Annotated in this window: 14 protein-coding genes and 1 riboswitch; all 14 genes read right to left on the bottom strand. The window is 47.3% G+C overall.

Annotation, left to right across the window (positions count from 1 at the left end; genetic code table 11):
• Positions 1 to 42: 42 nt before the first annotated feature.
• The 14 genes from EJQ19_RS26845 to EJQ19_RS26785 all read right to left on the bottom strand — a co-directional run bounded on the left by EJQ19_RS26845 (position 43) and on the right by EJQ19_RS26785 (position 13,662).
• A complete protein-coding gene (locus EJQ19_RS26845; protein WP_126144304.1) occupies positions 43 to 864 on the bottom strand; it encodes a carbohydrate ABC transporter permease in 822 nt (273 codons plus the stop codon).
• Positions 861 to 1,742 (bottom strand): carbohydrate ABC transporter permease, encoded by an 882-nt coding sequence (locus tag EJQ19_RS26840; protein ID WP_126144303.1) that lies wholly within the window; start codon positions 1,740 to 1,742, stop codon positions 861 to 863. The genes EJQ19_RS26845 and EJQ19_RS26840 overlap by 4 nt, the downstream gene beginning before the upstream one ends.
• A 94-nt stretch (positions 1,743 to 1,836) precedes the next feature.
• Positions 1,837 to 3,183: an ABC transporter substrate-binding protein gene (locus EJQ19_RS26835; protein WP_241243101.1), complete on the bottom strand. Its 1,347-nt coding sequence runs from the start codon at positions 3,181 to 3,183 to the stop codon at positions 1,837 to 1,839.
• 176 nt (positions 3,184 to 3,359) lie between these two features.
• Positions 3,360 to 4,523 carry a DUF4317 domain-containing protein gene (locus EJQ19_RS26830; protein WP_126144302.1) on the bottom strand — a complete coding sequence of 388 codons (1,164 nt, stop codon included), beginning with the start codon at positions 4,521 to 4,523 and terminating at the stop codon, positions 3,360 to 3,362.
• A 191-nt stretch (positions 4,524 to 4,714) separates the two neighbouring features.
• The gene (locus EJQ19_RS26825) at positions 4,715 to 5,101 is read right to left on the bottom strand and encodes a hypothetical protein (protein WP_126144301.1); all 387 of its coding nucleotides are present in this window, start codon (positions 5,099 to 5,101) and stop codon (positions 4,715 to 4,717) included.
• Between the two features lie 201 nt (positions 5,102 to 5,302).
• Entirely contained in the window at positions 5,303 to 5,464 is a 162-nt protein-coding gene (locus EJQ19_RS32025) for a hypothetical protein (RefSeq protein ID WP_164716733.1), read from the bottom strand.
• Positions 5,465 to 5,580: 116 nt separating this feature from the next.
• The gene (locus EJQ19_RS26820) at positions 5,581 to 6,819 is read right to left on the bottom strand and encodes a phosphoribosylaminoimidazolecarboxamide formyltransferase (RefSeq protein WP_241243100.1); all 1,239 of its coding nucleotides are present in this window, start codon (positions 6,817 to 6,819) and stop codon (positions 5,581 to 5,583) included.
• A gap of 43 nt (positions 6,820 to 6,862) precedes the next feature.
• A riboswitch (ZMP/ZTP riboswitch) is annotated at positions 6,863 to 6,944 on the bottom strand.
• A 68-nt stretch (positions 6,945 to 7,012) separates the two neighbouring features.
• Positions 7,013 to 7,843, bottom strand: coding sequence for an inositol monophosphatase family protein (locus EJQ19_RS26815; RefSeq protein ID WP_126144300.1), 831 nt, complete (start codon positions 7,841 to 7,843; stop codon positions 7,013 to 7,015).
• Positions 7,844 to 7,895: 52 nt separating this feature from the next.
• Positions 7,896 to 8,681, bottom strand: a complete 786-nt coding sequence (locus tag EJQ19_RS26810) for an SDR family NAD(P)-dependent oxidoreductase (RefSeq protein WP_126144299.1) — start codon at positions 8,679 to 8,681, stop codon at positions 7,896 to 7,898.
• 259 nt (positions 8,682 to 8,940) lie between these two features.
• On the bottom strand, positions 8,941 to 9,807 hold the full coding sequence (locus tag EJQ19_RS26805; RefSeq protein ID WP_126144298.1) for a DMT family transporter: 867 nt from the start codon (positions 9,805 to 9,807) through the stop codon (positions 8,941 to 8,943).
• Positions 9,808 to 9,811: 4 nt separating this feature from the next.
• The gene (locus tag EJQ19_RS26800) at positions 9,812 to 10,546 is read right to left on the bottom strand and encodes a polysaccharide deacetylase family protein (RefSeq protein ID WP_164716732.1); all 735 of its coding nucleotides are present in this window, start codon (positions 10,544 to 10,546) and stop codon (positions 9,812 to 9,814) included.
• A 164-nt stretch (positions 10,547 to 10,710) separates the two neighbouring features.
• Positions 10,711 to 11,952, bottom strand: coding sequence for a histidinol dehydrogenase (gene hisD / locus EJQ19_RS26795; protein ID WP_420901704.1), 1,242 nt, complete (start codon positions 11,950 to 11,952; stop codon positions 10,711 to 10,713).
• Positions 11,953 to 12,042: 90 nt separating this feature from the next.
• Complete coding sequence (locus EJQ19_RS26790; protein ID WP_164716731.1) at positions 12,043 to 12,249, bottom strand: hypothetical protein; 207 nt, start codon at positions 12,247 to 12,249, stop codon at positions 12,043 to 12,045.
• A gap of 252 nt (positions 12,250 to 12,501) precedes the next feature.
• Positions 12,502 to 13,662 (bottom strand): LamG-like jellyroll fold domain-containing protein, encoded by a 1,161-nt coding sequence (locus tag EJQ19_RS26785; protein WP_126144294.1) that lies wholly within the window; start codon positions 13,660 to 13,662, stop codon positions 12,502 to 12,504.
• Positions 13,663 to 13,677 lie beyond the last annotated feature (15 nt).

The following is a 13,677-nucleotide window of genomic DNA, read 5'->3' as shown; positions in this document are numbered from 1 at the left end:
GAAAGGCTTTACATCTTATCCCCGTATAGTTTTTCCTATTTGTTAGCCTTTTACAGCACCGGCAGCAAGGCCGCTGACCACATAGCGCTGGGAGACGAGCGCGATGATCAATACCGGCAAGGTAATGATGCAAGCCGCCGCCATGAGCGCACCCCAGTTGATTTCGGAGTAGGACATGAAGTTAAATACGGCGATCGGTAATGTTTTCGTTTTGTCTCCCGCCAAAATAATCGAGAACATAAAGTTGTTCCACGAGAAGATGAACGATAGGAGCGAAGACGTAATCACACCGGGACCCGAGAGCGGCATGATGATCCGAAGGAACACTTGATGGTGCGTGCAGCCATCGATCAGCGCCGACTCCTCGATTTCCGTCGGGAGAGCCTCGAAGAACGAAATCATAATCCAGATAATGAAAGGAAGGCCTACGAGCATATGACTCAAAATCAGTGCTGTATACGTGTCCACCAAATGGATTTTGGAGAACAGGATAAACCAAGGAATCAGGAAGGTGATCCCCGGGATAATTCTCGCGACCAGGATGAGCAGCCCTAATTTGTGAAGGTGATGCCTTGCAATGGCATACGCGGCCGGCAGGCCGAGAATCAAGGATAGCAAGGTCGAACCGAAAGCGACAAGAAAACTGTTCCCGATAAATTTGAGGAAGTCATACTCCTTGAAGACCGCTACATAGTTGTGAAACGTCGGCTTGAACACAAACATTTGCCCTGTCGATAAAATCTGCGCCTGCGTCTTGAAGGAAGCGAGCAGCATCCACACAAAAGGGAAAGCGAAAACGACCAGCACCACATACGTGAGCAGCGTTTGCAGGAAGCGTTTGCCCTGACCTTTTTTCTTTTTCATGACGCTCCCTCCAATCGTTTGCGCATCCAGATCATGAACAGCGTTAATCCCATCACCAGCATAAAGAACACAACGAGCAACGAAGAAGCCGAGCCCAGTTTAAAATATTGGAAGCCTTGCACATAGCCGTACAAGTTCAGCGTTTCGGACGCAAAGTTAGGTCCGCCCTGCGTTGTTGCATAAATAATATCAAATGTCTTGAGTACATCAATGAGACGAAGCATCGCGGCGACAATAATCGTTGGTCTGAGCAATGGCAGCGTAATCGAGACGAACTTCGTCCACGCGCTTGCGCCATCCACGTCGGCCGCCTCATACGGATCGGAAGGCAGCGTTGCCAAGCCGGCCATGATGATCAGCGCAATCATCGGCGTCCACTCCCACACGTCCACAATGACGAGCGATGGAATAACTTGATTTGGCGAAGCCAGCCACAAGAGCGGCTGCAGCCCCATCCCTTTGAGCATCATGTTCGCCACACCGATCGTCGGCTCGTAAATCAGCATCCACACGAGACCCATCGCGACCGGCGTTGCTACCATCGGCAGCAGGAACACCGTTTTTACCAGATTTTTACCTTTAAACTCTCTGGACAGCAGCAGGGCAATCGCCACACCGAGGATCACTTCCAGCGCCAGCGCCGCGATCGTAAAATAAAACGTCGACCCGACCGCATGCCAGAAGCGCTCATCTTTGAATAGCGCGATATAATTGCCGAGTCCCACCCAAGCCGGCGGCGTTGTCGCCGACATACTCCACTCATAGAAGCTGATCCGAACCGTATAGATGATGGGGAACAGCATCATGATAAGGACGAAGAACACAGCCGGAAGCGTATAAATCCATTTCAAGTTGCGGTTAAACCAACTGTATTGCACACTGCATTCCCCCTTTCTGATGAATCGCAAGCTGTCCGGGTACGAAAGGGCCGGCTATCGGCCCTTTGACCCGTCAAATCGTAGGAAGGTTACCTTACTTTGTTTTATCTTTATCCATGATCGTTTGCAGCGCTTGGTTCGCTTTGTCCGCTACCGGTTGAATATTCGTTTCGCCGGTCATCAGCTTCTGCACGATCTCGCCTACCGCGTCACGCGCTTCGCCCACGCTGATCACCGTCGGACGGTCGTGGTCAACACCGGTTTTGGCGCTTTCTTTAATGATCGGAACGAGCGCAGCCGGGAATCCTGTTGTGCCTTCCGGTTTATCCCATACCGAAGCGCGTGCGCCAGGGTTGCCTTTTTGCTGCGTTTTCAGCACGACATCTTTGCTTGTCGCCCATTGAATGAACGCCCACGTCGCATCTTTGTTGCCGGATTTGGCGTTCATCGCCAGGCCCCAGGATGTGATGCTGTACGGCTTGGAGCCTGCTTTTCCGCCAGGGAAGACGGCAAATCCGACTTTATCGGCCACCTGCGACTTCGCAGGATCGATCGCGTTGTTGTAAAGTGAGTTCGCATCCGTCAGGAACGCCACTTTACCTTGTGCGAAAATGCCGAACGCTTGCGGCCAGGACATATTCAGCACGCCTGGAGGTGCATAGTCTTTCAGTAGTGTGCCGTAAGTCGTAAACGCTTTGACTGCCTCCGGCGTGTTGATCGTCGCTTTGTCACCATTCGTGAAGTCTGCGCCTTCCGAGTACAGGAACGAAGATACTTGCGTGACGAGCGGCGAACGTTGGCCTCTCGCGACGAAACCGTACATTTCGTTTTTCGGATCGTGCAGCTTTTTCACCGCGGCTTGCAGCTCATCCAGCGTTTTCGGAACTGCGATGCCCGCCTTCTCCAGCAAATCCTTGCGGTAGTACAAAATTTCCTGCTCGGTAATAATCGGAATGCCCGCCAGCTTCGCATCTACCGTTGTGGAACCGATCGCGGAAGGAGAGAAATCCTTGAAATCGTAATTCGGATCCTTTTTCGCATAATCATCCAACGGTTGAACCCAGCCATTTTTGAAGAACAGCTTGCCTTCTTGCAGCGGGCGATACATGAACACATCCGGCGTCGCCGAGCCCGACGTGAACTGCACCGTCAGCTTTTGCGTCAGCTGATCTTCGAAGAAGCTCTCCACGTTCACTTTAATGCCCGTTTCTTTCTCAAAATCCGGCAGCAGCGGCTTAATCGCATCCGCCCAAGGGTGATTCGCCGTTACGAGCGAGATCGTTTTGCCTGCAAAAGGCTTCGCCGCTGCTGTTGCGGCCGCACCGCCCGCTTTGCTTGTTTCCTGCGTTGTATTCGTAGCGCTGCCGCAGCCGGCAAGCAAAGTTGCCGCCATCACGAATGTTGTCCCCGCGCCAATCCATGGTGTGAATGATTTTTTCATCTGATTGTTGACCTCCCATGTCCTTGAAAAATGAATGTGCTTACATGACTAAGAATAGTTGATTTCTAGGGTCTCTTTAAATAACTAAGATTAAACATGGATAACGAGGGATGAAGGGAAGTTGCCGTATGCCATAAAAAACGGAGCCCGCAATTCCGCGGCGCTCCGTTTTTTATTTACAACATCTCCGTATTGAGTGTAAATCCTTCAATCACGACATCTTCGTCGACCTCGATCATAATGCAGCGTTTTCCTTGGTAATTCACCTGTCTCACGTATTTTAAGTCTTGGGGACTAACCGAAATCGTGGCTACCTTCGTTTCAATTTTAATCGATTTGGAAGTGAACTTCGGAATGACACTGCTCGCTTTAAGCTCATAGTTTCTGTCATCGACAACGTTTTGGAACGCGCGTTCCACCTTTTCCTTCGTCACATCTTCCACACCGCTCACCTTCAGCATGCGTTCGACATCTGTAAAATCCAGCTTCGGCGGCTCTTCTTCTTCATGGGACTCGATGACCCGATGAACTTCCTCGTACACCTGCGCGATCGTCGTGGCATCCAGTTGTTCGCCCGCCACTTCCTTCACAATCTCTTCAAAAATAGCTCTCTCTTCGAGCGCCGTCACCGTCTTCTCGGCATTTAAAACTTGCTCTATGAATTGTGGATTCGGTTCATTCACTTTCCCAGCGCAATACACAATGCGATTGACATCGGAATAGTTGTCCGTCACGCTAGGATAGAAAAAACCTTGCTCCGGTGTGTTCAATTTGATGATCGGATCTACGAAAACATTATACTTAAATTCCCGCTCGACATAATCAAACATGAGCGTTTTCCGCTGTTGTTCCGTGGAATTCACGCTGCACAAAATGAACAAGTTTGCGAACATCTCGTCCTTTTCACTCACCTCGGCCTCATCGTTCCTCGCCTTCGTCGGCTTGGAATATTGCCCCTTAACGAAAGTAATGACCGTATCCTGTTCGTATTTGGTGTCTGCCAGCATTTTCTCCACTAACAAAAGCATCAGATCTTGCCACTCATCCGGACTGCCCGTCACCAAGGCTTGATGGAGAAGAACCTGCGTCGGTTGGTCCGCTTCCTCCTGAAACTTTAACTCGAACAGCTTCTGATCCAACTCACCGGTCAGTAGTTTTTTGAAATTGGCCATGTAGAGTTCCTGTTTCTCCCTGTCCAATAAGCCGAACGGCTGACGCTCGTAATGGTAGATCTCGTTACTTTCCTTCATAATATACACGTTAAAAATGTCGAAAAGACGGAGCATCTCATGATCCAATTTAAATTGCTTGCGAATATGTGCCATTTCTTTCTTCATCATGATTCCGTTAGACAACTCCTATGAAATGTAATATTTACTTTCCATTTTCGTAATTTTCCTCATAGAATTCTAACTATACGAGAGATGCCTTCAAAAAGAAAGGCTTTCCTTCTGCTTCCCGGATGGAAAGTAACGAAAAGAACCCTCAACCCCCTATTAAGTGGGATTGAAGGTTCTCATCAAGACCAGGCTTAATTGATTTTAACCAACTGCTTTTGCAAAACCGTATTCCCTTCTTGACTAGCGTAAGGCGGGAGGCTTCTGCCGAAGCAGTTCGCAATCACTTTCTCCTCATCGGGAAGCGTAATACGAACTTCGTAGAGATCGACGGTTTCGTCTAAGTCTGCATACATGACAGCGAGATTTTGAGCGGCTAGGCGGTACGGGAAAATGACAGGCACATTGTCGCCAATGAGCACTGGTAACTTAGTAGGCGTCGAGTAAGATGACCAATCCCATACCTCAACGATGACCCGATGGCTGTCTCTCCTTTCAAGATTCACAAGATTGACAACGGCTGTTATCGTGCCGGGTTCTCGCGTCAACACGCCAGTGGACAATACAACTTTATCGGACATGAACGTTCACCTCCCTCGCAATCTATTAAAATACATAGTATTCTATGAGAGAAATGGATAGAGGGAAACGGTCAGTTGCCGTTTTTTGGAAAAACCAAGTACTGGCTGGCACGAAGAAAAACCGCCAGGGAAGTTTACCTTGACGGTTCATTGTATCGATCCTATTTCATAGAGGCAGAGGCATTATTCTTTGGAAAAGTCTTAAGATTTCTTTATACTGAAGAAACCATACTGTTCAATTTCATCAAGAGCCTTCCGTCCAAAAGACTCGATCAATTCATCAACCCGGATTTTCGTTCCTCCCAGTGTCAGTCCATCCCAGCGTACAATCCTGCCATCTTTCACCAAAAAATAATCTTCCATACGACAACCTCCCAATTTTTGGAATCCTTGCGCGCATATGCGCAAAGTATGAATCTGCCCATATCTATCTTAGCATATTTTGCGCGGAGAGCAAAAATTGGCTGGGAATGAAGTTCTTAGTGATGAAATAATCTTATCCCGGAAAAAGCCATAGACATTCCGTATTCATTGCAAGCACGGATCACATCATCATCGCGTACGGATCCTCCCGGTTGTACGAGATAGGTAACGCCTGTTCGTTCCGCCCGGTCGATATTATCTCTAAATGGAAAATAGGCGTCGGAAGACAAACTTACCTCAGTCAAGCGGGACAACCAGTCCTTCTTTTCATCGGAGCTTATTTTTTCAGGCTTCTCCATCAAGCTTGCAAGTAAATATCTCTCTTCATTTGGCGATAAGCTATTATTCAGATACTGATCAATTACATTATCCTTCTCTGATCTTGAAAGCCCATCTTTGAACCTCAGATGGAATACTTTGGGATGTTGTCTTAAATACCATATGTCCGCTTTATTCGCTGCCAATCTTGTGCAATGGATTCGAGATTGCTGCCCCGCCCCGATGCCAATCGCTTGCCCCTCTTTCGCAAGAACGACGGAATTGGATTGAGTATACTTCGTTACAGCTAGGGCAAGGAGTAGATCCTTCCTAGCGTCATCGGGAATATTTTTATTCTCAGTAACCAGATTGGCCAACAAGCTTCCATTTATGTTATACATATTTCTTTTTTGCTCAAATGTGATACCAAATACATCTTTGCACTCTAGTTCGTCTGGGACATAGTGAGCATCGATTTGAATAATCGTATATTGTCCCTTCCTCTTCTTGCACAACAGCTCCAGCGCTTCCGGTTCAAACTCGGGGGCGATAACCCCATCAGATACTTCGCTTGCGATTAACTTTGCCGTTACAATATCCACTTTATCACTTAAAGCAATCCAATCACCGAAGGATGACATGCGATCTGCGCCTCTCGCTCTGGCATATGCTGCCGCTAAAGGTGTCAATTCCAAGTTTTCTACAAAATAAGCTTGCTGTAATTCCTTGCTTAATGGAATGCCTATGGCAGCTCCGGCAGGACTTACATGCTTGAATGAAGCCGCTGATGGAATCTGAAAAAGCTCTCTAAGCTCCTTCACGAGCTGCCAAGCATTCAACGCATCCAACAAATTGATGTATCCAGGATTTCCGTTCAGAATATGAATGGGCAACTCTTGCTGTTTTGAATAAATTCGGGAAGGTGCCTGATGCGGATTACAACCATATCGCAGATGAAAATGCTTCATAGACGTTCTTCCTTTCTTTGGGCTGTCCCCATGGAAAAATAAACTTTTATCGCCGCTGCCATCTTTCATCCTCCTCTGAAAATAAAAAAAGCATTTAATCCCATAGGATCAAACGCTTTGCCCAGGCGTACGGCATATGAAATATGTGCTTCCTCGTGGTTCTCTCCACGGCTACGCCAGTCACACATATCAACTTCTTATGTTCTAATTAATATCAGATTTTCGAGGCAAGCGCAACCATGCTGCATTACACAACTTAGATCTAAAAGGGATTTACTTTACTGGGTTGGGGGGCCAGCGGTTGTAGATGGGCTAATAGAGCGGAATGCTGCTCCGTATTACTTGCCAGCACATCTTTATCTGTTAAACAATAGGCTTTACCTGACATATTGGATACCTTGCCTCCTGCCTCTTGGACCAGCAAAACCCCGGCAGCTATATCCCAAACACTTAGACCGTATTGCCAGTGGGCTGCGATTTTCCCCGATGCGACGTAAGCCAAGTGAAGGGCTGCAGATCCAAACGAACGAATCGTGCGGCACTGTTCCCCCAACACTTGAATACTCGCTAATACAGCTCTTCGTGCCCGGAGATCACTGGAAAAACCTGTACTTAATATGCATTCGGCAATATTTGCATTACTCGACACAGATATTGGTTTCTCACCGCACCAAGCTCCTTTTCCATCTTCCGCCCAATACAAGATATCCCTCAGGGGATCATAAATGACACCCACAGTCAATACCCCATAGCACGCTAACGCAATGGATACACAAAAACCCGGAAGCCCATGTACAAAATTACTTGTGCCGTCAATGGGATCAACAATCCATAAATAAGGCTGTTTTGAGGCACTCTCTAATGTCGAGTGAAGTGCCGATTCGTCTCCATAACTTTCTTCTTCACCAAGAAAAGAATGATCCGGATAACTAGCCATTATATAATCCTTGATCAGTTTTTCTGAGGCTCTGTCCACGTCCGTCACGATGTCAAAGCTTGAGCTCTTCTCCTCCGTAGTAATATCAGCTTCAAAGCGGGAACGGATGAGCTTTCCCGCTTCTCTCGCTGCATGCTTTGCGGTCTCCAAAAACACAGAAAGTCCTCCTAAATTCAACGTTTAAGTTTTTTCGGCAAGTAGGACAGGCCTAGACTAAGGATCTGACACCATCAATCGTTATCTCTGAACCGGTCATATAATCCGACAAATCCGACGCCAGAAATACGGCCAATTTTGCCACTTGTTTGGGTGTACCTTTGCCAAAGGGATATTTGCCTTCAGGATATTCAACCGGTACGCCTACTTTCGATAATGCCTCGGATCGGATCAGATTACCATTTAGGTGACTATCGATCGCCCCAGGGTAAATAAGGTTCACTCTAATCTTATTGGGGGCAAGCTCTGCTGCAGCCATCTTGGCTAATGCATTCATCCCGCTCTTCGAAGCGGCATAAGCCGTCATCCCGTAACTGTTAAATACCCGGCTGCCATGTATGGAGCTGTTCATAATTACGCTTCCGCCTTTGGCCTTCATCCATGCGATCGAATGCTTCAACGTCAGGAACGTTCCCGTCAGGTTAATGTCAAGGATTCGCCGCCATTCTTCTTCCGGCATTTGCTCAATAGGAGTCAGCAACCCTACAACCCCTGCATTGGAGAACACAATGTCCAACCCGTTCTTCCATTCTCCCGCTTTATCGATAGCCTGCTTTAAGTGGAAGCTGTCTTGTACATCGGCCTCTAAAGCTAATACTTCAGCGCCAATCCCAAGCAACTCTTCTTTCACTTCCAACAAACGATCCAGATCCCGGTCAATAAGGCATATCTTCGCCCCTTCTTCGGAAAAAGCCATTGCTGTTGCTCTTCCGATTCCTGAACCAGCTCCGGTTATCAGCGCGATTTTACCTTGAAGAAGCCCGTTTGCATTTGTCATAGCGGCCTCCATCTCCCTATTCTCTTATAGAAGCCCATTTGCTTTCCAAATGGCTCCTGACAATACCCTCGCATAAAATCTGTTCTCGCAACCCATCACTAAAACCCGGATAAACCATAGTACCGATTTTCTGTTCTTTAGAAGCCATTGCTAAATAAAATTTCCTTAAACAATTGCTTGAAGGTATCGGGGTATCCTTCATTGTGGCCTCCAGGATAATCAAATTGCGATTGCTCCATAGAAGTTACCTCTCCTTATCTCATTTTCTTACCTGGTTTCTACTAAATATCAGCATTCCGCCAATCACAACTACAGTGCCTATCCATTGTGCTCCGTTCATGCTTTCTCCTAAAAATAGATAAGCTAAGATAGCTGTAAAAATCGGATTTAAGTTTAGAAAAATGCCAGCTCGCGTACCCCCGACACGATGAACGCCAATATTCCATAGCACCATGGCTAAAGCTGTTGCGCCTATACCGATATAAAGAATGGCACCCCAAAAAGCAGGCGACACTTCAATGAATGTAATGTACTTCCCTGTAAACGGAAGCAATAGTAAAAAGCCAAATATACCCGACCACAACGCACTAGCGATTGGTGTCATATACTTCATCGCAATTTTAGCAATGACCGTATATAATCCCCAAACCGCCACCGCAGCAAGCATCAATAAATCACCTTTATTAAATTGTAGTCCTAGAAATCTATCCCATTCTCCGTGTGTAATAACCAACAACACGCCGCCTAAGGAGACAACCATACCTACAGCTTGTCGCATGGACATTTTTTCTCCAAGCAACATATAAGATACACAAGCAATAGCAATGGGATTAAGTGTCGATAATAAACCAATATTGGTAGCTGAGGTGTGCTCCAACGCCCAAAACATGAATACAGTAAAAAGTGCGACACCTGTTACCCCCATGCCGATTAAGGCAGGTACAGCTTGACGAACGGGCAATAATCGTCGTTCCATTATCCAAATGTAAGGGATCATAACTAAAACAGCGATTCCGTATCGTAACTCAGCCAGTACTATGACTGGTGCATGACCAGCAGTAAATTTCCCTGCAACAAAATTACCCGCCCATAACAAACTTGTCATAACTAATATCCATTCTGACATTATGCTATATACCTAAACGAATTTTCGCCTGTAATTCCAATGGATCCATATAATTAGAAAGTTCTCTCATAGCAAAAACCTTAAAATCATTTTTAAACAAATATTCCATATATGCTTCAAATGCTTCCCGCTCCATGGAAACCCATGGATGAGCAAGATCAGGGATTCCATGAAAATAAAGAACTATGATTTTTCCTTCTTTGGCTTGATTCACCATTTTTGCAAACTCATTAATATCCTTTTTTAACGGCGCTTCAAAAGATGGAATAAGGAGGGGATGATGGACTTCAGGATCATACACAGATTCTCCTCCTCTCCTAGCCCATTGAAATCTTATCTCATTTAACACGCTTGGACTTTCCTCACTTGTAACATTAGCCGGATAGCAGAAGGATATAGGTACTGGTATATCATTTTCCATACAACGTAGATTAAGATCCTGTATTTCTTTAAGTAATTCTTCCCGTGGAATTGTAACGAAACGATGATGCATCGTATGATTTCCAATTTCAAAGCCTGCCTCATTCAATTCAGCAATCTGCTCCCAGCTCATATAGAATTCCTTATTTTCAAAACCAGGACAAGGAACACCACCATCTAGGCTAAGAGGAGGAAACTCACATACAAAGAATGTTGCATTAAACCCGTATTTCTTCAATATTGGAGCTACATACGTTGCATGGTTACTCAACGCATCATCGAAAGTAAGTACGACTAATTTATCAGGAATCTCTTTCATTTGGCTGCTCTCCTTTTTTGAACCCCCTAGCGACCGGTAGAAATTCATTTAGCTGCGTTGGCCCAAGCTCCACGACTTCTTCCAACTTGCAAGGAAGCGGCAACACGCCTACTTCCGTTGAATGCCTGCTTTTTGCGCGCCATTCTCAACATAGGAAACAATTCTCATACCTTTCCTCCATGGGCGCTATATCTGCGTACACGTAAATCCGCCTGCTCTTTATGACCCCAGAAATTTTCAATTTCGCATAATCGCGAGACGTATGAGCCGATCAGATGACTTGCCTCTTCCGTACAGCGCTGATAGGTGCAGGTTTTCAAAAATTTTCCTACCCATAGGCCGCCGGTGTACCTGGAAGCGCCTTTGGTGGGTAATGTATGATTCGTACCGATTGCTTTATCGCCGTAAGCGACGTTCGTTTCAGGTCCGAGAAACAAAGCCCCATAATTTTTCATATTCGCCAGGAAAAAATCCGGGTCTTCCATCAGCACCTCCACGTGCTCATACGCAAGTCGGTCCGCTTCCCGAACAGCTTCCTCCCGACTTTCCACGACGATCACCGTTCCGTAGTCTCGCCAAGCCACGCCGGCAACGTCAGCGGTCGACAGCTTGAGCAGCTGCTTCTCGATTTCAGTCAACGTCTCCCGAGCGAGAGCCTCAGAGGTCGTGATAAGCGCGGCTGGCGATGTCGGCCCGTGCTCGGCCTGCCCGAGTAGATCGGTAGCCACCATCTCCGCGTCGGCCGTGTGATCGGCGATGACGAGCACTTCGGTCGGACCGGCGAACAGGTCGATGCCGACCTTGCCGAATAGCTGACGCTTTGCCTCAGCAACATAGGCATTGCCGGGGCCGACCAGCATGTCGACGGGCTCGATCGACTCCGTCCCGAGCGCCATCGCTGCCATTGCTTGAATGCCCCCAAGCACGTAGATCTCGTCTGCGCCTGCGTACGCCATCGCGCAGACCGTTGCCGCCGGAATTTCCCCTTTGATCGGCGGGGTACAGGCGATAACACGCTGGACGCCAGCCACCTTCGCCGTCAAAATGCTCATGTGCGCGGAGGCTACCATCGGATAGCGACCGCCCGGGATATAGCAGCCAACGCTGCTAACGGGAATGTGCTTATGGCCCAGAATGACGCCGGGCAGCGTCTCAACCTGCAGATCGCGCAGCGTTCCCAGCTGTTGCTGTGCAAAATGGCGCACCTGCTGCTGCGCAAAGCGAATATCTTCTTTGACCCTGTCTGGAACACGGGCGATAATCGTTTGAATTTGCGCCTCGCTAAGGCGAAAACATTCTGGCGACCACTGGTCAAATTGCGCAGACAATTTGCGAACGGCCGCATCTTGATTGACCGCTACATCCTGAATGACGTCTCTAACCGTCTTGTAGACGGCATCCTCCATCATTGTAAATCCAGTCTGAACTTGGCCCTGCTTTACATATTTCGCCATATCGTTCTCCCATTTCTTCTAAGTTTGGTGAATCATTATCGTTTATTTACCCTTCCAACGGGAAGGCGTGATCACAAATTCAGACACATCCGCAAATGCTTTCGCCATCTCATGCAGCGTCTGCTCCCGGATAGCCGGCGTGCGCAGCAGCGCTATGTTGTCCTGCACACGTTCCGGCGACTCCACGCCGAAGACAATACTAGCGATCCCCGGCATGTGATCAATATACGAAAAAGCCAGCTCTGGCACAGACATGCCCTCTTGATCGTCAATATTCTGCAAGAGAGTCAGCCAAGGCGCCATAAATCCCAAGCAAGTTACCATAAACGCTCGCAGTATCCAGACAGGTGATCCCGCCATTCAAGGCGGGATTCAAATACGCGCTGCCATCGCTTCATCCGGCTGACCCAGCTGATTAGCAATGCCGTAGGGCATGCCAAGCTGAACTGTACCAAGCGTCAGCGGTGAAATCGTTAAGCGCCCCTGCCCCCCCCATTCGTGTTATTGTGTAACAGTAAAATTATCAAACCTAGAATCACCAAATCGACTTTCGATTCCCACTGCGCCTGTAGGCAACATGCTATCTGTTCTAGTTAACTCAAGGTTGCCGTTTACATATAGCTTAAGTGTGCTGCCTTGAACGACTGCCTTGAACGTATACCACTGTCCAGTTTGGAGTGTAAATGGTTTACTTGTGCCGCCATTACCCGTTCCGGCAACTGTACGGTTAATAACCAAATTACCATTTTTATAGCCAAGTAAATAATAGTTCTTATTATCCGTAAACCTTACACGAATACCTACATCAGGTGAATTTGTAGACGACCAACTGTTTACTTTCACCCGCGTTTCTACGGTGTAATCGGACCAGGATCCCTCTCCAATCTTAGAAGAGTTATCAAACGTGGTACTAGATTTGTAGACGCGACTACCGTCATACACTGTACTCCAAGTACCTGAAACAACAGTCCAATCGGCGGCGCCATTCTCAAAATCGGTGAAATACAAAAAGTTTGGCGTTGTAACTGCAGATGCAGTACTGGAAGCAGATTCATTTCCACTATCATCGACTGCTTTAACTGTATAAGAATAGCTCATTAGAGAAGCAATTGATGAATCTGTATACGAAAGGTTGTTCGTGGTGCCTATTTGAACCCCGTTTCGATATACCTTATAACCGCTCATCAAACGATCGTCTGTTGAAGCCGACCATGTCAGCACGACTGATTTCCCCTCCATTTTTGCTGCCAGGCTTGTAGGAGTGGAAGGTGGTGTTAGGTCCGGTGTAAGTGTAGTCACGCATGCGCCACCGCCGCCGGACTCGTTATTCGCTGCATCGTAGGCAAGTACATAATAAAAGTAATCTGTCGATGCCGTTAATCCAACGTCCGTATAACTCGTTCCTACCGTGGTTCCAACGGATGCACAGTCGCGAAAAATGGTGTAATGATCAACGCCAATATCATCTGTTGCCGCATTCCAACCAAGTGAAACTGTACTTTCGGAAACTGGTTCCGCCGTTAAACCAGAAGGCGCAGTCGGTGGTGTGGTATCTGAAACCGCACCTACATGAGAAGTAAGCAACAACAGGGACATTGCCACCGAAATCACATTCAGTAGACGAAAGCGCAGCATCGAATTCCTTCGTTTCCTTGCTATCATTTTTGCAACACTTCC

This window comes from Paenibacillus whitsoniae (assembly GCF_003955665.1).
GTDB classification, from domain to species: domain Bacteria; phylum Bacillota; class Bacilli; order Paenibacillales; family NBRC-103111; genus Paenibacillus_E; species Paenibacillus_E whitsoniae.
The sequence above is the reverse complement of the archived record's forward strand: the minus strand, read 5'-3'. Positions and strand labels throughout refer to the sequence as shown.